Below are 19,026 nucleotides of genomic sequence, written 5' to 3'. Positions count from 1 at the left end.
CCGACACAGCCTGGACGAGATCGGCAACTGTGAATGGGCTGCCGCCGGGCGGGGGCCGTAAGATTCTGGACATGCTGGCCGTCTCCTGGCGCGACATCATCCTTGCTGTTCTGCCCGAAGCGACCCTTTCCGGCGGTGCTTCCGGGCAAGCGATAGCGGCGGCTGAGGGCCGGCTCGGCCTGCCCCTGCCGCATGATCTCGTCGAGTTGCTGCGGGAGACCGATGGCATCCGTGCGGCCGACGGCACGCCGGTGGTGTGGGCGGCGGATCAGCTGGTCCGGGATGGCGACCTGCTGGTTGTCGGCGGGTGCGGCGGTGAGCGGTTCGCCTACGAGCTGGCCGACCCTGCGGCCGGCATTCTGCTGAAGGACCGGGTGGTCGGCACCGATCTTGCCGACTATGTGGTTCGAGCGCTCGGCCCGGACACCGAACGCTCCTGGTAGCCGGACTATCCGTGGGCCGCGAGGACGGCCAGCAGACGGTCGATGTGTTCCTCGGTGGTGCCGATGCCGGCGCTCGCGCGGATGGCGGCGCCCGGCGGCTCGGCGGCCGGGTCGAGGCGTGCGGTGGCTTCGGCGAGTAGGCGGCGGGTCAGCGGGTGGGCGCAGAACAGGCCGGTGCGGACCCCGATGGCGTGGTCACGGCCCAGGACGGTGTTGAGCTCGTCGGGATCGCGGCCGAGGACGGCGAAGGACACGATGCCGACGCGGGGGGCTTCCGGGCCGAACAGGCGCAGCTCTTCGACGTGCGGCAGGGCGGAGATGCCGGCGCGGAGCCGGGCCACGAGCCGGTGTTCTTCGCTCATGTCCACGTCGGCCAGCGCCCGAAAGGCGGTCGCGAGGGCGACGACGCCGATCAGGTTGGGAGTGCCGGCTTCGTGGCGGGCGGGGCCGTCATGCCAGCGTACGGTGAAGTCTGCCGAAACCGCCGCAGTAGCGCCACCGCCGGCGAGGTAGGGCGGCGCGGCGTCGAGCCAGTCGGCGCGTCCGGCGAGGACGCCAGCCCCGAAGGGGGCGTAGAGCTTGTGCCCGGACAGGGCGAGGTAGTCGACGTCGAGGGCGGTCATGTCGACGGCGGCGTGTGGGGCGAGCTGGGCGGCGTCGACGGCGATGCGGGCGCCGTGCCGGTGGGCGACCTCGGCGAGTTCGGCGATGGGCCAGAGTTCGCCGGTGACGTTGCTGGCGGCGGTGACCGCCACCAGGACGGGGCCGGTGAGCGTGGGCAGCGTTTCGGCGAGCGTGGCGACCGCTTCCGCGGCTGATCGGGGCACGCCGAGGCGCACGGGCTCCCGCCAGGGCAGCAGGTTGGCGTGGTGCTCGGCGTCGAAGGTGACCACGGTCGTGCCGGCGGGCACGGCGTGGGCGAGCAGGTTGAGCGCGTCGGTGGTGTTGCGGGTGAAGACGACGGTGTCGTGCGGTCCGCAGCCGAGGTGGTCGAAGACGGTTTCGCGGGCCTGCTCGTAGGCGAGGGTGCTGCGGCGGGCGAGCGCACCGGCACCGCGGTGCACGCTGCCGTACCAGGGGAGCAGGTCGGCGACGGCCTCGGCGACGACGTCGAGGCAGGGGGCGGTGGCCGCAATGTCGAGGTTGGCGAACTCGATGCTGCTGCCGTCGGGACGTTTGACCTCTGCGGGGCTCAGGACGCTCACCATGGGGCAGACGCTAGACCTTTCAAAGCCTACCTGCAAGATAGGGTTTAGGGTGTCGGGTCGGTTACTCTGACGGCACTGGCAACGGTGCCGGGTCGAAAGAGGGCAGCGATGACTTTCGGAACCGCAGTGGTGGAAACCTCATCTCTCGGCGATCGTAGCTACCTCGTGCACGACGGCGAGGTCGCGGTGGTCATCGACCCGCAGCGCGACATCGACCGGGTCCTGGCGGTCGCCGGCCGCCTCGGGCTCCGGATCACCCACGTCGCGGAAACCCACCTGCACAACGACTATGTCTCGGGCGGCCTCGCCCTGGCGCGGATCACCGGCGCGGCCTATCTCGTCGCCGCCGCGGAGGAGGTCGAGTTCGACCGCCACCCGGTCGCCGACGGCGACCGCATCGCGATCTCCGACCGGCTCGGCCTCACCGTCGTCGGCACACCGGGCCACACCTTCCACCACCTGTCCTACGTGGTCACCCAGGACGGCGCGGTGGCGGGTGTCTGCACCGGAGGATCGCTTCTCTTCGGTACGACCGGACGCACCGACCTGCTCGGCGCCGAGCACGCCCGCACCCTCGCCCAGCACCAGCACGCTTCGGCGCGACGGCTCGCGGACCTGCTGCCGGACGGGACCCCGGTGTGGCCGACGCACGGCTTCGGCAGCTTCTGCTCAGCCACCCCGCCGGATGCGGACACCTCGACGATCGGCCGGGAGAAGAACGTCAACCCGGTGCTGCGGTTGCACGCGGACGCGTACGTGGATCAGCTCCTGGCGGGACTTGGGGCATATCCGGCGTACTACGCGCACATGGGAGTTCGTAACGCCCAGGGCGCCGACCTGATCGACCTGAGCCCGGCTCGGCGCGCGGATCCGGCCGAGCTGCGCCAGCGGATCGACGCGGGGGAGTGGGTCGTCGACCTGCGCGCGCGCAAGGCGTACGCCTATCGACACCTCACTGGCACGCTGAGCTTCGGTGCGGACGGCCCGCTGGCGACCTGGCTCGGCTGGACCCTGCCGCACGGCACCCCGCTGACCCTGCTCGGCGACTCCCCACAACAGGTGGCGGACGCGCAGCGGGAGTTGGCCCGGATCGGCATCGACCGCCCGGCCGCCGCGGCCACCGGAACGCCGGACGACTGGGCGGCCCGCGGCCCCGCCGATCTCGCCGAGAGTCGCCGGGTGACCTTCGCCGACCTGGCCGCCGAGCGTCCCGAGGTAGTGCTGGACGTCCGTGCTGACGGAGAGTGGCATGCCGGTCACCTCTCCGGCGCGATGCACATTCCCCTGCCGCAGCTCACCGCTCGGCTCGCCGAAGTGCCGGCAGGCACGGTGTGGGTGCATTGCGCGGCCGGGTACCGTGCGGCGGCGGCCGCGAGCCTGCTGGCCCGCTCCGGCCGCGCCGCGGTGGCCGTCGACGACGACTGGGCCAATGCGGCCATCGCTGGCCTGCCGATCGTCTGATTCTTAGCCGGCCATTCGGCGAGCCAGCTCCGCCGCCCGGAATTCTTGCACCGACTGGGCCTGGCCGACGACAAAGCGGCGCAGCAGTCCGGGGAAGGTCACCGTCACGTCCTCGGTGACCCGGGTGCCCTCGCCGTCCGCTTCCAGCGTGACCGTGGCGACGAGGTGCACCCAGCCCGGGCTGCGCACATCGCTGACCAGCCGGCGCCCCGGCTCGGGGAACGTCATCGTCACCTTGATCAAGTTGTCCCAGCTCAGCGGCCCGAGCCGGAACCGCTCCACGGCGACGTACTGCACCGCGTCGCCGACCCGCCGGACATCGCGGACACCCACGATCAGCGGTGAAAGGCCCACGTAGCTCTCCGGCTGGCTGAGATGCGCGAAGACACGCTCCGGCGGACCCGACACTGCGACGCTGCGACTGAACTGTTCCCTCGACACGACGGGCATGGTCGCACGCCCGCGCCGAGCGCCAACCTGTGGGAAACCTTTGCTGGGAAATTGCTTTGAACCGCGCAGCCCACCTCTTCGTACTTGTGGCTGTCGACGACGTCCAACCGGGCACCATTCCCGATTTGCGCCGCCGGGGCCCATCCCCGTCAGTGCATGACGAAAGGCCGAAGATGAGTCGTTCCCACTACGGCACGCGGGCGGTTGCCCGCCTGTCGCGCCGTAAGGTTCTTACGATCGCCGCAACCGTGGGCGTCGGCACCGCCGCCGCGAGCGTGGCCGGCCTGAGCCTCGCCGGTGAGAAGCGCGGTAAGGCCGGCGACGGTGAGCCGCTGGTGCTGTCCCTGCGCGACGCCGAGAAGGGCACTTTCGACCTCTTCTCCGGCAGTTCCAAGGTGACCATCACCGACGCCGACCTGGCGAAGAAGCTGCTCGAAGCCGTCAAGCGCTGATCAGGAGATAAGACATGTCCTCGCACCGCGAAGCCCCGGAAATCAGCAAGGACCCGGTGGCCGACAGCTCCGACCTGTACGCGTTCGTCAGCCCGGACCACCCGGACACGGTGACGCTGATCGCCAACTATGTGCCGCTGCAATTGCCGGCGAGCGGGCCGAACTTCTTCGAATTCGGCGACGACGTGCTCTACGAGATTCACGTCGACAACAACGGTGACGGGCGCCCCGATCTGACCTACCAGTTCCGTTTCCGGACCGAACTGCGCAACGATCGGACATTCCTCTACAACACCGGCCCGATCGAATCGCTGGACAGCGAGAACTGGAACCGTCGGCAGTTCTTCTCGGTGACCCGGGTGGACATGCACGGCAAGCACGAGGTGCTCGCCGAGAAACTGCCCTGCCCGCCGTGCAATGTCGGCCCGCTGTCCATTCCGGATTACGACAAGCTGGCCGCGGACGCCGTCCATAAGCTGAAGAGCGGGGAAAAGGTCTTCGCCGGACAGCGCGCCGACCCGTTCTTCGTCGACCTCGGATCGATCTTCGACCTGGGCACGCTGCGCCCCTTCCAGGACAAGCACCTGGTCGGCCAGAAGCTGTTCAACTACGCCGGCAAGGCGGTCAACGCCACCGACAAGATGAACGTGCACAGCATCGCCATCCAGGTGCCGATGCACATGGTCCGCAAGGAAGGCAAAAAGAAGGTCCGCGGCCGCGACGCCGGCGCTGTCATCGGCGTGTGGACCTCCGCCAGCCGCCGTCAGGTCCAGGTCCGGCACGGCAAGAAGAACGACGACGTGTACGTCGGCCCGCACGTCCAGGTGTCCCGGCTGGGCAACCCGCTGTTCAACGAGGTCATCGTGCCGATGGCGCAGAAGGACCTGTGGAACAGCCTGCCGCCGACCGAGGACAAGCGCTTCGCCGAGTTCGTCGAGCAGCCCGAGCTGGCCCAGCTGCTCCCCGTCCTCTACCCCGGCTTGTTCGACAACCTGGACGAGCTGAACAAAGCGAAGACCCCCCGCGCCGACCTGCTCGCGATCCTGCTGACCGGCATCCCGGACGGCATCATCGACAACTTCCAGAACAACACCGGTGACGTCCAGGCCGACATGCTGCGGCTCAACACCGCGGTGCCGCCGGCCGACAAGGAGAACAAGTTCGGCGTCGTCGGCGGCGACCTGGCCGGCTTCCCGAACGGGCGACGCGTCGCCGACGACGTCGTCTCCATCTCGATCCGGGCGATCGCGGGCGTGACCGTCCCGCTGGTGGACGAGAAGTTCAAGCCCGACGCGGCCGCCGGCCTCGTCGAACAGGGCCTGAGCGTCAAGGACGGCAGCTCGAAGCTGCTCAAGAAGTTCCCCTACCTCGGTGTGCCGTTCGACGGCTTCAACACCCCCGACGGCAAGGACTGACCATCATGAGCGTCGGCGTGCACCACCACCACACCCTCGCCCCGTCCGGCCAGGGCACCGTAGTGCTCAACATCGGAGCCGGGATCGGCGCGCTGGTCATCCACACCCCGGGCAGCCTGCACGGGCACGAGATCGAGGTCAGCCCCGTCTCCGACGCCACCCGCCGTACCCACGCGGCGGTCCGCGCCCGCTACGTCAGCGACGGCGTTCTGTTCAGCGTCGTCATCGACAGCCTGCCTGCCGGCCGGTACGTCGTGTGGCGCGACCCGGTCACACCACTGGCCGAGGTGGACATCGCCAGCGGAGCCGTCACCGAGTACGACTGGCCGGAAGCGGCCATCCTGTAACTCCCGGTGACCCCTTCGCCGGTCTAGGGTGAACTGATGGATACGGCAGGGGAGGCCGATCGGGATCCGGGTCCGGCACCGCTGGATTCGGATGTGGCGGGGCGCGCTCTGCTCCGGACGACCGACGTGGACGAAGCACGGGCCTTCTGCCGCCGGATGTTCTACGGCCCGCTCGAGGTGAAGCCGGCCGGCAGCACGGAGGGATTCGCCTTCTCCGGCGATGTTGTCCAGCTCGGACCGCTGACGGTCGGCGAGGTCAGCTACGGCGTGGAAATCTGTGTGGCGGTCGGTGACCTTCGCTCGGCGTACCACGTGTTGGCCCCGCTCACCGGTCAGGTGCATGTCCTGCACCGCGGCGCGGCAACGACCGCGGACCCGGGCCGGGCCGCGGTCTTCCAGCCGGTCGGCGACATCGACCTGCGCTGGTCGGCCGACTGTCGGCTCTACAGCGTCAAAGTGGAACGGCTCGCCTTCGAACGCGAGCTGGAGGCCCTGGATCCCGGCGGCAGCTCCCCCCTGCCGCTGGGATCCACCTTCGGCACTGCCGCCGGCCCCGGCCGCAGCTGGATGAGCCTCATCCGGCTGCTGCACACCGAGTTGCGCCAGGCCGACGGCCTCACCACCCTGCCCTGGCTCCTGCGTCGCTGGCGCGACCTCGCCATCAGCACCCTGGCCGGTGCGGTCGAGCATTCCGGTGACGGCCATCCGGGCCAGCCCACCGCCCGCCGCCCCCGTACGGTCAAACGCACACTGGACGCGATGCACGCCGAACCGGGCCGAGCCTTCACCGCCACCGAGCTCGCCGGTATTGCGGGCGTCGGCATCCGCGTCCTGCAGGAGTCGTTCCGTCAGCACGTCGGCGTGCCCCCGCTGACCTATCTGCGTCGGCTGCGACTAGAAGGCGTCCACGCCGAGTTGAGCCGGGCGGACCGGCACGAGGTCAGCGTCAGCGAGGTGGCCTACCGCTGGGGTTTCACCCACCTGGGCCGCTTCGCCGGCGCCTACCGCGCCCGCTACGGCATCTCCCCGTCCCAGACCCTGCGCGGCGACCGCCTCTGACGCCATCCTGGCCTCACCCAATCGGTATGAAGGTCATCCTGGATCGCACCGGTCGGAACCCTGCACGTTCCAGACCGGCAACGACGCCGGTGCGCCAGGCGTCCACGTCAGCCACGACCTCCCTGGCGCCACCGGTGTGCAACACGCCGAGGACGTCGGCGAGCAGCGCGTCCAGCGCGTCCGGGTCGGTCAACCCGAGATAGGCGATCATCGGGTAACAGGCGTCGCCCGCGGCCGCTGCGAGACCGACCGGTGCTCCCTCGCGCAGGGCAACCCGCCAGGTCTCCGGCGGACCAGGAAGCCATGCCAATGGGTCGGTGGCGAGATCGATCCCGGCAACCGCCCGAGCCGTCTCCGACCCGGTCAGCAGCTGCGGGGCAGCGTTGCGGGCGACGAGGGTCACGATTTCTGCGCGGTCGGCGGCGGGGCGGAAAACGTATCGGTCGGACGGCGCTGCGCTCGGCGTGCCGGTCCACTTCCAGCGGAGCCGCTCACCTTGCTCGACCAACCCGGCGAGTCGCGCCGCCGCCATCGGTGGGTCGGCTGCCGGTTCGTCACGCCAGTCAGGCGGCAGTGCGGCGTAGTACAGCGTCGGACCCCCGAGAGCGGCGTGCGCGGTCCGCAGCAACACAGCACCTACGTCAGGCTCGGCGCTCAGGTCGAACCATTCCAGCCAGGGCCGGCCGACCGCCCCGGGCGGCAGCACCCAGGCGGCACGGGCGACCACCCGGCCGCCGCGCAAGGCAACCCAGGTGTGCTCCGGTCGATATCCGCCGCTGGCGAGACCGGCGGCATAACTGTTCCTGGGCACGCCCGGCAGCGGGTCGGGCATGGACGTGAAGAGGCTTTCCTCACCCGCAACGAGCGGACGAATGACCAGATCGGTCACGGCAGCATCCTTCGGCAGCGAGCGCCCTACTCAGACCCGCGAATACGCCGGACGGCGGGCGGGGCGCAGAACATCGGACATGGTGTTCTGACCTCCTTCCCGGCTCAACGGCGTTTCTTCACCGTACCCGACCCTTGATCTCCACCCGACGTGAGGTTCTACCGTACGAAAAGGAGCCGCACCCCGGCGATGATCGGGGGGCCGGGGTGCGGCGATCCTCAGAGCTCGATGCGTTGGCCTTTGCCGACGACGACGATGCCGCTGTCGCTGACTGTGTAGTGCTTGCGGTCTTTGTCGAGGTCGACGCCGATCTGGGCGCCCTCGGGGATGGTGACGTTCTTGTCGATGATGGCGTTGCGGACGACCGCACGCCGGCCCACCGAGACGCCCTCCATGATGACCGAGCCTTCGACGTGCGCCCAGGAGTTGACGCGGACGTTGGGGGAGATGACGGAGCGTTCCACCAGGGAGCCGGACACCACCACGCCGGGGGAAATCATCGATTCGACGGCGCGGCCCTGCCGGTCGTCGTAGCCGTGCACGAACTTGGCCGGGGGCCACGAGCCGTAGTTGGTGAAGATGGGCCAGTCCATGTTGTAGAGGTTGAAGACGGGCAGGGTGGCGATGAGGTCCATGTGGGCCTCGTAGAAGGAGTCCAACGTGCCCACGTCGCGCCAGTAGCCGCGGTCGCGTTCGGTGCTGCCGGGCACTTCGTTGTCGCGGAAGTCGTAGACGTTGGCTTCGCCCCGCTCCACCAGCATGGGGATGATGTTGCCGCCCATGTCGTGTTTGCTGTCCGGGTTCTGGGCGTCGGCGGTGACCGCCTCGCACAGGGCCCGGGTGGTGAAGACGTAGTTGCCCATGGAGGCGTAGATCTCGTCGGGGGAGTCCGGTAGGCCGTCGACGTCGGTCGGCTTCTCCCGGAAGGCGCGGATCCGCTTGCCGTCCTCGGCGACGTCGATGACGCCGAACTGGTCGGACATGGCTTTAGGCTGACGGATGCCGGCAACGGTCACCGCGGCGCCGGAAGCGATGTGGTCGTTGACCATCTGCTTCGGGTCCATCCGGTAGATGTGGTCGGCGCCGAACACGATGACGTAGTCGGGGTTCTCGTCGTTGATCAGGTTGAGACTCTGGTAGATGGCGTCGGCCGAGCCGGCGAACCAGCGCGGGCCGAGTCGCTGCTGCGCCGGCACCGGGGTCACGTAGTTGCCGAGCAGCGTCGACATCCGCCACGTCTTGGTGATGTGTCGGTCGAGCGAGTGCGACTTGTACTGGGTGAGCACGACGATCTTCAGGAAGCCGCCGTTGGCCAGGTTCGAGAGGACGAAGTCGATCATGCGGTAGATGCCGCCGAACGGAACGCCGGGCTTGGCCCGGTCCGCGGTGAGGGGCATCAGGCGCTTGCCCTCGCCCCCGGCCAGAACGATAGCGAGCACCTTGACAGCCATGTCGTGACGCTAACTTTCTAGCCGCGCTCCCGCCAGTCGAAAGGCTTATTCTTCCTGACGTGACCGACTCACGGACCCCGCTACGCGTCGACCTGTTCACCCGCGAGTATCCGCCGGAGGTGTACGGCGGCGCCGGCGTTCACGTGGAATACCTCGCCCGGGACCTGCGCCCGTTGACCGACGTCCGCGTGCACTGCTTCGGCGGCCCTCGTGACGAGCCGGGCGTGACCGCGTACCCGGATCCGGCCGGCCTGGCCGGTGCGAACGCGGCCCTGCGCACGATGGGTGTCGACCTGGCGATGGCCGCCGGCGCGGAGGGCACCGACCTCGTGCACAGCCACACCTGGTACGCCAACCTGGCCGGCCACACCGCCAAGCTGCTGTACGGCGTCCCTCACGTGGTCACCACGCACAGCCTGGAGCCACTGCGCCCGTGGAAGGCGGAGCAGTTGGGCGGCGGCTACGCGCTCTCGTCGTTCATCGAGCGCACGGCGATCGAGGCCGCCGACGCGGTCATCTCCGTCTCCGGCGGCATGCGGCGGGACGTGCTGGCGGCCTATCCCACCGTCGACCCGGACAAGATCCACGTGGTCTACAACGGCATCGACACCACGCAGTACGCCCCGGACCACGGCACGGACGTCATCGAGCGCCTGGGCATCGACCTGGACCGGCCCAGCGTGGTGTTCGTCGGGCGGATCACCCGGCAGAAGGGCCTGCCGTACCTGATGCGGGCCTGCCACGACCTGCCGCCGGAGACTCAGATCGTGCTGCTCGCCGGCGCTCCGGACACCAAGGAGATCGCGGCCGAAGTCGAGGGCCTGTCGATCCAGCTGCGCAATGCCCGTGACGCGCGCGGCGTGGTCTGGGTGCAGGAGATGTTGCCGAAGCACGAGGTCGTCCAGGTGTTGACGCACGCCACCGTGTTCGTCTGCCCGTCCGTGTACGAGCCGATGGGCATCGTGAACCTGGAGGCGATGGCCTGCGAGACGGCCGTCGTGGCGACCGCGACCGGCGGCATCCCCGAGGTGGTGGCGGACGGCGAGACCGGCCTGCTGGTGCCGATCGAACAGGTCGCCGACGGCACCGGCACGCCGGTCGACCCGGACAAGTTCGTGGCGGACCTGGCCGCGACGCTGACCCGATTGATCGAGGATCCAGCCCGGGCGCGCGAGATGGGCCTGGCCGGACGTCGCCGAGCGGTGGACAAGTTCTCCTGGGCCACGATCGCCAAGGACACCCTCGAGGTTTACCGCACGGTTCTCTGAAGGATCGCTGCTCTCTGAAGGATCGCGGCGCCGGCGGCGCGCCCGGACAGCCACGCCGTCTGGACGCGCGGCCGGCCGAACGCGTCGCCGGCGAGCCACACCCGCCCGTCCGAGGCGAAGGGCTCGCCGGTCGCGGCGGGCTGGGCGTGACTCCAGCGCAGTGCGTGGATCGACGGCTGCTCGGCGATCCCGAAGAGCTCGCCGACCGCAGCGGCCAGCACCGGCCCAGCAGCCTCCGGGTCGGCACCGGCCAGCGCGGCGGTGGAATGCGCGACCAGCACCGCCGCGCCGTCGCCGCGCCGGTCGCCGTCGTCGCACACCGAAGCCAGCACCGGGTGATCGTTGACGAAGGCGCCGTGAAAGTCAGCCCACACCCGCTCCGGGTACGTCAGCACCGCGGCGATCGCCGGCTGCCACTCCTGCCGCCGGGCAACGTCGGCGACCGCAGCCGGCAGCCCCAGCCGCAATGCCTGCGGCCCCGGCATCGCGCACACCACCGCGTCCGCCTGGCGCGGGATGGCGAACACTTCCCGATCCACGCGGACGTCCAGCCCGCAGGCGAGATCCTCGGCGAGCGAGCGCAGGCCGCCGGGGGCCGCCCACCGCATCGGTCCCCGTGCGGGTGAACCCGGGTGCACGGCGAACGTGTCAGTCCACGGCCGGGCCAGCCCGCGCGAGCGCCACTGCTCGGCCAGCGCCGCGAAGGCGGGGTCGTCGGCAACGAAGTACGCCGCCCCGATGTCCACGTACCGACCGTTGAGGTGCTTGCTGGCCAGGCGGCCACCGACCCTGCGGCCGCGTTCCAGGACCCGGACGCGGGCGCCGCGGGCGGCCAGCTCCCGCGCACAGGCCAGCCCGGCAATTCCGGCCCCGATCACCACCACATCCATCAGGTAACTTTAGGCGGGTGTTTCGTCCACCCGTACGGCTCCTGTCCGTCGCCGTCGCCGTGCTGCTCGCCGTTTCGGCGCTCGGATTCGGCCTGATCCGGGCCGCCACCTACGACGAACCCACGGATGCGCCGCTGGCCGGCCAGCAGGCTGAACCCGCCGCCGAGTCGACCGGGATCTGTGGTGCGGTGCCGGCCCGGGCCGCCCGCGAGCTGCGGGGCATGTGGCTGACCACGGTCTGGAACATCGACTGGCCGAGCAAGAAGGGTCTGCCGGAAGCGCAGGTCCGCGCGGAGTACCTCGCCTGGCTCGATCTCGCCGTCGCGCAGCGGCACAACGCGATCTTCGTGCACGTCCGGCCGTCCGGTGACGCGTTCTGGCCCTCGGCGTACGCCCCCTGGTCGGAGTGGCTCACCGGCAAGCGGGACGGCCAATCGCCGGGTTGGGACCCGATGGCGTTCATGGTCGCCGAGGCGCACGCCCGCAACCTGGAGTTCCACGCCTGGTTCAACCCGTACCGGGGGACGCAGCCGGGTCCGAGCGGGCCGGGCGCTGACTTCGCGAAGCTGGCCCCGAGCCATCCGCTGCGCCAGCATCGGGACTGGGCGATCGCCTACCCGGACGGCGAGCGCGCCCGGCTCTACTTCGACCCCGGCAACCCGGCGGCCCGCACGTTCGTCGAGGACGCCATGCTCGAGGCGGTGCAACGCTACGACGTGGACGGGGTGCACTTCGACGACTTCTTCTACCCGTACCCGGAGGGTGGCGGCAACGTCTTCCGCGACGACGCCAGTTTCGCGCAGCGGGCCGACAAGTCGCAGACCCGAGGGCAATGGCGGCGGCAGAACGTCAACACCATGGTGCAGGAGATGAGCGTACGCATCAAGCAGCTCAAGCCCTGGGTGAAGTTCGGGATCAGCCCGTTCGGCATCTGGCGCAACCGCGGCTCCGACAAGGCCGGCTCGGACAGCCGTGGCCTGGAGAGTTACGACGCCATCTACGCCGACACCCGCACCTGGGTGCGCGAGGGCTGGTTGGACTACGTGGTGCCGCAGCTCTATTGGACGATCGGCTTCGACAAGGCCGACTACGCGAAGCTGCTGCCGTGGTGGTCGGCGCTCGTCAAAGGCACCGGGGTGCATCTCTACATCGGGCAGGCCGACTACCGGGTCGGCGAGTCGGGGGCGTGGAGCGAGCCGGACCAGGTGGACCGTCAGCTCACCCTCAACGACAAGTACGGCGTGCAGGGCAGCGTCCATTTCAGCGCCAAGCAGGTCCGCGCCGACCGACTGGGTGCGGTCACCCGCTACCGCGACCACCATTACGCGTTGCCCGCGCTGCTGCCGACCATGGCTAAGCTTCCGGCCCAGCCGCCGGCCACGCCGGTGGCGACGGCGGCGGGGCGCAGCGACGCTGGCGTGACCGTTCAGTGGCAGGCCGGCGGGGACAGCAAGCCTGTCACCTGGGCGCTCTATCGGGTCGACGGACCGACGGCGAACCTGGTCGCGACCGGCCGGGCGGGCAGCCAACCGGTCGTGGACCCCACTCCGCCCGCCGGTGCTCTCACCTACTGCCTGAGCGCGTTGGACCGCTCCGGCAACGAGAGCGCCCTGAGCGGCCCGGTGACCGTCAGCTCGTGACCCGACCGTCGGCCACCTCGAAGTGCCGGTTGGTCTGGACCGCCTCCAGCATCCGCCGGTCGTGGGTGACCAGCAGCAGCGTCCCGGGATAGTCCGCCAGCGCCGATTCCAGCTGTTCGATGGCGGGCAGGTCGAGGTGGTTGGTCGGCTCGTCGAGGACCAGCAGGTTCACGCCGCGCGCCTGCAGCAGGGCCAGCGCCGCCCGGGTTCGCTCGCCCGGGGACAGGGTTGCGGCCGGGCGCAGCACGTGATCGCTCTTGAGACCGAACTTCGCCAGCAGCGTCCGGACGTCGGCGTCGGCGAGCTCCGGCACGGCCAGGCCGAACGCCGTCAGCAGCGGTTGGTCGCCCAGGAACAGCCCGCGTGCCTGGTCGACCTCGCCGACGACAACCTGCGGGCCGAGGTGCGCGATGCCCTCGTCCAGCGGCAGCCGGCCGAGCAGCGCCGCCAGCAGCGTCGACTTGCCGGCCCCGTTCGCGCCGGTGATCGCCACCCGGTCCGCCCAGTCCACCTGCAGGGTGACCGGGCCGAGGGTGAACGCTCCCCGCCGTACGACGGCATCGCGCAGTCCGGCCACGACGGCGCCGGAGCGGGGCGCGACGGCGATCTCCATCCGCAGCTCCCATTCCTTGCGCGGCTCCTCGACGACGTCGAGGCGTTCGATCATCCGCTGGGTCTGGCGGGCCTTCGCCGCCTGCTTCTCGGTCGACTCGGCGCGCATGCCCCGGCCGATCTTGTCGTTGTCCTTGCTCTTGCGGCGGGCGTTGCGGACGCCCTGTTCCATCCAGTTGCGCTGCATCTGGGCGCGATCCTCGAGTGCCGATACCCGCCCGGCGTACTCCTCGTAGTTGTCCCGGGCCTGCCGGCGCGCGGTCGCCCGCTCCTCGAGGTACGCCGCGTAGCCGCCGCCGTAGAGGTTGATCTGCTGCTGGGCGAGGTCGAGTTCGAGCACGTCGGTGACCGTCCGAGTGAGGAACTCCCGGTCGTGGCTGACCAGCACCACGCCGGCGCGGAGTCCGGTGACGAACTCCTCCAGCCGACGCAGGCCGGCCAGGTCCAGGTCGTTGGTGGGCTCGTCGAGCAGGAAGATGTCGTACCGGCTGAGCAGCAGCGACGCCATGCCCGCGCGGGCCGCCTGCCCGCCGGACAGGGCAGTCGTCGGGTGGTCCAGCGTGACGGCCAGGCCCAGGTCCGCGGTGACCTGCTCGGCCCGCTCGTCCAGGTCGGCGCCGCCCAGGTCCAGCCACCGCTCCAGCGCTGCGGCATAGGTGTCGTCGGCGCCGGCCGTCCCCGCGGCCAGCGCCTCCGCGGCCGCGTCCATCGCCACCTGCGCGGGTCCCACGCCGGTGCGCCGGGCCAGCAAATCGCGGACCGTCTCACCGGGCCGTGCCTCCCGCTCCTGCGGCAGATAGCCGACGTTCGCGGTGGGCGGGCTCAGCGACACCGTGCCGGACTCCACCGGGATCAGGCCGGCGAGGGTGCGTAACAGGGTCGTCTTTCCCGCCCCGTTGGCGCCGACCAGGCCGATCACATTGCCCGGGGCGACGACCAGGTCCAGGCCGGTGAACAGAGTGCGGTCGCCGTGCCCCGCGGCGAGGTCCCGGGCGATCATCGTGGCGCTCATCGAGGCCCGACTCTAGCGCCCGGCTCAGGCCGGGATCGGCACCGCCGTCCCGCTGACCCGCACGCCGGGTTCGCCGGGACCGAGCGTCACCGTCAGCCGACCTGGGCGACCCATGTCGGTGCCCTGGGTCAGCTCGATCACGGCGTCGCCCTCGACCAGCCACAGATCCCGCAGGTAGCCGCCGAGCGCGGCCGCCGCGGCACCGGTCGCCGGATCCTCGTAGACACCGCCGACCGGGAACGGGTTTCGCACGTCGAAATGGTGCTCGTCCGCCCGCCACACCAGCTGCACGGTCGTCCATCCGCGGCTTTCCATCAGCGCCTTCAGCGCCGCAACGTCATAGTCCAGGTCCGCGAGCCGCTGCCGGCTGGCCGCCGCCACGATCGGGTGATAGGCCCCCGCGTACGCGACCCGGGGCGGGAGTGCCGGATCGAGGTCGGTCCGCTCCCAGCGCAGTGCCGTCAGCAGCGCGGCCAGGTCTCCGTCGGCGAGTTCCGCGACTCGCGTTCCCACACTGGTCAGGGTTGCCCGCCGCCGCTCGTCCACGGTCACCGGCACCTCACCCGCGTTGGTGACGAACACGAAAGTGCCGGGTCCGCGCCGATCCGCCAGGGCAACGGCCGTGCCGACGGTCGCGTGCCCGCAGAACGGCACCTCGGCCAGCGGGCTGAAGTAGCGCACCCGCAGCACCCCGGCGTCGCGCTCCTCGGTCACGAAGGCGGTTTCGGAATAGCCGACCTCTGCCGCGATGGCGAGCATCTCGTCGTCGGTGAGGGCGGCCGCGTCCAGGACCACGCCTGCCGGGTTGCCGCCGGACGGGTCGGCGCTGAATGCCGCGTACCGAAGGATCTCGACGTCTGTCATGCCGTCGAGCCTGCCGCGCGCCGCTGGTGGGCGACCAGGGCCAATCGCCGGGCTCTGGTCTTCGTTGTTCTGCCCGAGCTGCGGGTAGCGTTCCCTGGTGTGACAGAGGCCCCCGCACCGCTCGTCCCCACCCCGCCGGCCGACCTGCCGCGCACCCTCGGCGAACTGCGTGCCGCCGGCCACGAGTTCCGTACGGTCAAAGCGGAACTGCGCCACAACCTGCTCGACCGGATGCGCCGCGGCGTGCCCCGCTTTCCCGGCATCGTTGGCTACGACGACACCGTGCTGCCCGAAGTGGAGCGGGCGCTGCTCGCCGGGCACGACATGGTGCTGCTCGGCGAGCGTGGCCAGGGCAAAACCCGGCTCCTGCGTGCCCTGTCCGGGTTGCTGGACGAGTGGACACCGGTCATCACGGGCTCCGAGCTGCGCGAGCACCCCTACCAGCCGCTCACCCCAGCGTCGCGGCGGCTCGCGGCTGAGGCCGGCGACCTGCTGCCGATCTCCTGGCTGCACCACTGCGAGCGGTACGCCGAGAAGCTCGCCACCCCGGACACCGGTGTCGGCGACCTGATTGGCGACGTCGACCCGATCAAGGTGGCGCAGGGCCGGGCGCTGGGCGACCCGGACACCATCCACTTCGGGCTCGTGCCGCGCACCAACCGCGGCATCTTCGCCGTCAACGAGCTGCCCGACCTGGCCGAGCGGATCCAGGTGTCGCTGCTCAACGTCCTCGAGGAACGCGACATCCAGGTCCGCGGCTACCAGCTGCGGCTGCCGCTGGACCTGCTGCTGGTCGCCTCGGCCAACCCGGAGGACTACACCAACCGGGGTCGGATCATCACGCCGCTCAAGGACCGGTTCGGCGCCGAGATCCGCACCCACTACCCGGTGGACCTCGACCTGGAGACCGAGCTGATCCGGCAGGAGGCCGCGCTGGTCGCGGCGGTGCCCGAGCACCTGCTCGACGTCCTGGCCCGCTACACCCGCTCGGTCCGGGAGTCGCCCGCGGTGGACGCCCGCTCCGGCGTCTCGGCACGGTTCGCCATCGCGGCGGCCGAAACCGTCGCCGCGTCCGCGTTGCGCCGGGCCGGGCTGCGTGGCGAGCCCGAGGCGGTCGCCCGGATCGGCGACACCGTCTCCGTCACCTCCACCCTGCGCGGCAAGGTCGAGTTCGACAGCGGCGAGGAAGGCCGCGAAACCGAAATCCTCGCCCATCTTTTGCGTACGGCCACCGCGGAGACCTTCCGCGCCCGGCTGTCCGGGCTCGACCTGTCCGGTTTCACCGCGCTGGTCGCCGAGGGAGCGGTCGTCGAGACGGGCGACCTGGTGCCGGCCGCGGAGCTGCTGGCCCAGATCGGCACCATCCCCGGCCTGGCGAAGGTCCTCGACCGGCTCGGCCTCGGCGACGCGCCCAGCCCGGCGGAGGCCGCCTCCGGGGTGGAGTTCGTCCTCGAAGGGCTGCACCTCACCCGCCGGCTCGCCAAGGAGCTGACCGGCGACGGCCGTACCCGCTACGGACGCTGACCCGTGGCCGGCAACCGCTACCGGTACGGCGCGTGGGACGACGGCCCGGACCCGCTCGCCCCGCCGTACGACGTCCGCGCCGCCGTCGACGCGGTCGGGGAGCGGGTGCTCGGCGGCGACAGCCTGCGCGACGCGCTTCGTGACCTGATCCGGCGCGGCCCCCGCGACGGGCGCGGGCTGGACGACCTGCGGGCCAGAGCTCAGCGGTTGCGTCGGGACGCCCTGCGCCGCGGCAACCTCGACGGCACGGTCACCCGGGCGCAGGCCCTGCTCGACCAGGCGCTCGCCGCTGAGCGGGACGCCCTGCGCGGGCGCGACGACCCGGACGCCCGCTTTTCCGAGGCAGTGCTCGACAACCTGCCCCGCTCGACGTCCCGCGCGGTCGAGGAGCTGTCCGGCTACGACTGGGCCAGCGCCGAGGCCCGCGACCGCTACCAGCAGATCCTCGACAACTTGCGGCGCGAAGTTGTCGAGCAGCGCTTCGCCGGTCTGCGCGAGGCACTGCAGAGCCGTGACCCGGCCACCGACGCCCGGGTCGCCGCGCTGATCGCCGACCTGAACGCCCTCCTCGCCAAGCACGCCCGCGACGAGGACACCAGCGACGCCTTCCAGGAGTTCATGGCTAAGCACGGCGAGTTCTTCCCCGACAATCCGCAGACCGTCGAAGAACTGATCGACTCGCTGGCCCGCAGCGCCGCCGCGGCCGAACGGCTGCTGCGTTCCCTGAATCCCCAGCAGCGCGACGAGCTGGCCCGGTTGATGGATCAGGCGCTGGGCGACGGGCCGCTGCGCGACCAGCTCGCCGAGTTGACCGACAACCTGCGGGCGCTGCGGCCGCACCTCGACTGGCGTCGCGGCGAGCGGATGCGTGGCCCCCAAGACCTGGGCTACAGCGACGCGACCGCGGCGTTGGGGGAGCTCGCCGAACTGGACGACCTGCTCGACCAGCTCGGCCAGGAACACCCTGGCGCCACCCTGGACGACGTCGACGTCCAGGCGGTGGAGCGACGCCTCGGCCGCGACGCCGCGGATGACGTCCGGCGTCTCCGCGAGCTGGAGCGGGAGCTCCGTAAGCAGGGCTGGGTGACCCGCGACGACGAGGGACTGACCCTCTCTCCCAAGGCACTGCGCCGGCTCGGGCACACCGCCCTGAGCCGGGTCTTCGACGACCTCGCCGGCAAGCGTGGCGGCGAGCACGACCTGCGCGACGCGGGTGCGGCCGGTGACCTGATCGGCTCGTCGCGGCGCTGGCAGTTCGGCGACGAGCAGCCCCTCGACGTGGTGCGCACGATCGGCAACGCGGTCCGCCGCCGGGCCGGACGCGGTGGGGGCACGCTGCCCGTACGCCTCGAAGTGGAGGATTTCGAGGTCGCGGAGACCGAGCGGCGCGCGTCAGCCGTGGTGGCGCTGTGCGTCGACCTGTCGTACTCGATGTTTGCCGATGGTCGCTGGGGCCCGATGAAGCAGACGGCGCTGGCGCTGTCGCATCTGGTGGCGACGCGCTTTCCGCAGGACGCGCTGCAGATCGTCGGCTTCGGCCGGCACGCGCTGCCGTTGTCCCAGGCGGAACTGGCCGGGATCGAGCCGGACCTGGTCCAGGGGACCAACCTGCAGCACGCGCTGAAGCTTGCCGCCCGGCACCTGCGGCGACACCCGGATGCCGAGCCGGTGGTGCTGGTGGTCACCGACGGCGAGCCGACCGCTCACCTGGAGCCGGACGGCGAGGCGTTCTTCACGTGGCCGTCCACCCCGGAGACGATCCGGCTGACGGTGCGCGAGGTGGATCAGCTCGCTCGGTACGGCGCCACTCTGAACCTGTTCATGCTGGGCGAGGACCCGGGTCTGCGCCGGTTCGTGGACGCGGTGGCCCAGCGCAGCGGCGGCCGGGTGTTCAGCCCCGACCTGGGCGAGCTGGGCCGCTACGTGGTCGACGACTACGTGCGCAGCCGTCGCGGCAAGCGCTGACCGCCCGGACAGCACCCGCAATGACCTATCTTCCTAGGATGGCCTACGCAACGTGCGCCCGGCCACGGGGTCGTTC

General features: G+C 70.8%; 17 protein-coding genes. 10 read left to right on the top strand and 7 right to left on the bottom strand.

What is annotated here, in order from left to right:
* Positions 1-71: 71 nt before the first annotated feature.
* Entirely contained in the window at positions 72-443 is a 372-nt protein-coding gene (locus ACIA1L_RS16445; RefSeq protein ID WP_396073534.1) for a hypothetical protein, read from the top strand.
* A gap of 5 nt (positions 444-448) precedes the next feature.
* Here ACIA1L_RS16445 and ACIA1L_RS16440 read toward each other — a convergent pair whose 3' ends face one another.
* Positions 449-1,651, bottom strand: coding sequence for an aminotransferase class V-fold PLP-dependent enzyme (locus tag ACIA1L_RS16440; RefSeq protein ID WP_396073533.1), 1,203 nt, complete (start codon positions 1,649-1,651; stop codon positions 449-451).
* 108 nt (positions 1,652-1,759) lie between these two features.
* On the opposite strand from ACIA1L_RS16440, the gene ACIA1L_RS16435 reads away from it, so the two are divergent.
* Complete coding sequence (locus ACIA1L_RS16435; protein ID WP_396073532.1) at positions 1,760-3,112, top strand: rhodanese-like domain-containing protein; 1,353 nt, start codon at positions 1,760-1,762, stop codon at positions 3,110-3,112.
* A 3-nt stretch (positions 3,113-3,115) separates the two neighbouring features.
* Here the strand turns inward: ACIA1L_RS16435 and ACIA1L_RS16430 are convergent, their stop codons facing one another.
* Positions 3,116-3,553, bottom strand: a complete 438-nt coding sequence (locus ACIA1L_RS16430) for a CoxG family protein (protein WP_396073531.1) — start codon at positions 3,551-3,553, stop codon at positions 3,116-3,118.
* Positions 3,554-3,735: 182 nt separating this feature from the next.
* Between ACIA1L_RS16430 and ACIA1L_RS16425 the strand changes: the two genes are divergently transcribed.
* The 4 genes from ACIA1L_RS16425 to ACIA1L_RS16410 are packed head-to-tail and all read left to right on the top strand — an operon-like array spanning position 3,736 to position 6,835.
* Complete coding sequence (locus ACIA1L_RS16425; protein ID WP_396073530.1) at positions 3,736-4,014, top strand: hypothetical protein; 279 nt, start codon at positions 3,736-3,738, stop codon at positions 4,012-4,014.
* 14 nt (positions 4,015-4,028) lie between these two features.
* A complete protein-coding gene (locus ACIA1L_RS16420; protein ID WP_396073529.1) occupies positions 4,029-5,429 on the top strand; it encodes a DUF4331 domain-containing protein in 1,401 nt (466 codons plus the stop codon).
* A 5-nt stretch (positions 5,430-5,434) separates the two neighbouring features.
* Positions 5,435-5,776, top strand: coding sequence for a phospholipase (locus tag ACIA1L_RS16415; protein WP_396073528.1), 342 nt, complete (start codon positions 5,435-5,437; stop codon positions 5,774-5,776).
* 36 nt (positions 5,777-5,812) lie between these two features.
* Positions 5,813-6,835, top strand: coding sequence for an AraC family transcriptional regulator (locus ACIA1L_RS16410; RefSeq protein WP_396073527.1), 1,023 nt, complete (start codon positions 5,813-5,815; stop codon positions 6,833-6,835).
* A 13-nt stretch (positions 6,836-6,848) separates the two neighbouring features.
* Here the strand turns inward: ACIA1L_RS16410 and ACIA1L_RS16405 are convergent, their stop codons facing one another.
* Together ACIA1L_RS16405 and glgC are read right to left on the bottom strand one after the other, a co-directional pair.
* Positions 6,849-7,724, bottom strand: coding sequence for an acetyltransferase (locus ACIA1L_RS16405; RefSeq protein WP_396073526.1), 876 nt, complete (start codon positions 7,722-7,724; stop codon positions 6,849-6,851).
* A 218-nt stretch (positions 7,725-7,942) separates the two neighbouring features.
* Entirely contained in the window at positions 7,943-9,175 is a 1,233-nt protein-coding gene (glgC, locus tag ACIA1L_RS16400; protein ID WP_396073525.1) for a glucose-1-phosphate adenylyltransferase, read from the bottom strand.
* 59 nt (positions 9,176-9,234) lie between these two features.
* Between glgC and glgA the strand changes: the two genes are divergently transcribed.
* Positions 9,235-10,443, top strand: coding sequence for a glycogen synthase (gene glgA, locus ACIA1L_RS16395; RefSeq protein ID WP_396073524.1), 1,209 nt, complete (start codon positions 9,235-9,237; stop codon positions 10,441-10,443).
* Here the strand turns inward: glgA and ACIA1L_RS16390 are convergent.
* Entirely contained in the window at positions 10,425-11,333 is a 909-nt protein-coding gene (locus ACIA1L_RS16390; RefSeq protein WP_396073523.1) for an NAD(P)/FAD-dependent oxidoreductase, read from the bottom strand. The genes glgA and ACIA1L_RS16390 overlap by 19 nt on opposite strands.
* Before the next feature lie 17 nt (positions 11,334-11,350).
* Here ACIA1L_RS16390 and ACIA1L_RS16385 point away from each other — a divergent pair, with 17 nt between their 5' ends.
* A complete protein-coding gene (locus ACIA1L_RS16385) occupies positions 11,351-12,973 on the top strand; it encodes a glycoside hydrolase family 10 protein (protein WP_396073522.1) in 1,623 nt (540 codons plus the stop codon).
* Here the strand turns inward: ACIA1L_RS16385 and ACIA1L_RS16380 are convergent.
* Positions 12,963-14,597, bottom strand: a complete 1,635-nt coding sequence (locus tag ACIA1L_RS16380) for an ABC-F family ATP-binding cassette domain-containing protein (protein WP_396073521.1) — start codon at positions 14,595-14,597, stop codon at positions 12,963-12,965. The genes ACIA1L_RS16385 and ACIA1L_RS16380 overlap by 11 nt on opposite strands.
* A 24-nt stretch (positions 14,598-14,621) precedes the next feature.
* On the bottom strand, positions 14,622-15,461 hold the full coding sequence (locus ACIA1L_RS16375; protein WP_396073520.1) for a PhzF family phenazine biosynthesis protein: 840 nt from the start codon (positions 15,459-15,461) through the stop codon (positions 14,622-14,624).
* A gap of 99 nt (positions 15,462-15,560) precedes the next feature.
* Here ACIA1L_RS16375 and ACIA1L_RS16370 point away from each other — a divergent pair, with 99 nt between their 5' ends.
* Both ACIA1L_RS16370 and ACIA1L_RS16365 read left to right on the top strand, forming a co-directional pair.
* Positions 15,561-16,985: a sigma 54-interacting transcriptional regulator gene (locus ACIA1L_RS16370; protein WP_396073519.1), complete on the top strand. Its 1,425-nt coding sequence runs from the start codon at positions 15,561-15,563 to the stop codon at positions 16,983-16,985.
* A 3-nt stretch (positions 16,986-16,988) separates the two neighbouring features.
* Positions 16,989-18,950 (top strand): VWA domain-containing protein, encoded by a 1,962-nt coding sequence (locus ACIA1L_RS16365; RefSeq protein WP_396073518.1) that lies wholly within the window; start codon positions 16,989-16,991, stop codon positions 18,948-18,950.
* Positions 18,951-19,026 lie beyond the last annotated feature (76 nt).

Source organism: Actinoplanes sp. NPDC051859, assembly GCF_044452725.1.
Classification (GTDB): domain Bacteria; phylum Actinomycetota; class Actinomycetes; order Mycobacteriales; family Micromonosporaceae; genus Actinoplanes.
Note: the sequence above shows the minus strand (reverse complement) of the source record. Positions and strands in the feature narration are given on the sequence as shown.

Coding starts and splice junctions, on each gene's coding strand:
- ACIA1L_RS16420 (WP_396073529.1), top strand. CDS start 4,029: ATGTCCTCGCACCGCGAAGCCCCGGAAATCAGCAAGGACCCGGTGGCC.
- ACIA1L_RS16440 (WP_396073533.1), bottom strand. CDS start 1,651: ATGGTGAGCGTCCTGAGCCCCGCAGAGGTCAAACGTCCCGACGGCAGC.
- ACIA1L_RS16445 (WP_396073534.1), top strand. CDS start 72: ATGCTGGCCGTCTCCTGGCGCGACATCATCCTTGCTGTTCTGCCCGAA.
- ACIA1L_RS16410 (WP_396073527.1), top strand. CDS start 5,813: ATGGATACGGCAGGGGAGGCCGATCGGGATCCGGGTCCGGCACCGCTG.
- ACIA1L_RS16435 (WP_396073532.1), top strand. CDS start 1,760: ATGACTTTCGGAACCGCAGTGGTGGAAACCTCATCTCTCGGCGATCGT.
- ACIA1L_RS16375 (WP_396073520.1), bottom strand. CDS start 15,461: ATGACAGACGTCGAGATCCTTCGGTACGCGGCATTCAGCGCCGACCCG.
- ACIA1L_RS16425 (WP_396073530.1), top strand. CDS start 3,736: ATGAGTCGTTCCCACTACGGCACGCGGGCGGTTGCCCGCCTGTCGCGC.
- ACIA1L_RS16380 (WP_396073521.1), bottom strand. CDS start 14,597: ATGAGCGCCACGATGATCGCCCGGGACCTCGCCGCGGGGCACGGCGAC.
- ACIA1L_RS16390 (WP_396073523.1), bottom strand. CDS start 11,333: ATGGATGTGGTGGTGATCGGGGCCGGAATTGCCGGGCTGGCCTGTGCG.
- ACIA1L_RS16415 (WP_396073528.1), top strand. CDS start 5,435: ATGAGCGTCGGCGTGCACCACCACCACACCCTCGCCCCGTCCGGCCAG.
- glgC (WP_396073525.1), bottom strand. CDS start 9,175: ATGGCTGTCAAGGTGCTCGCTATCGTTCTGGCCGGGGGCGAGGGCAAG.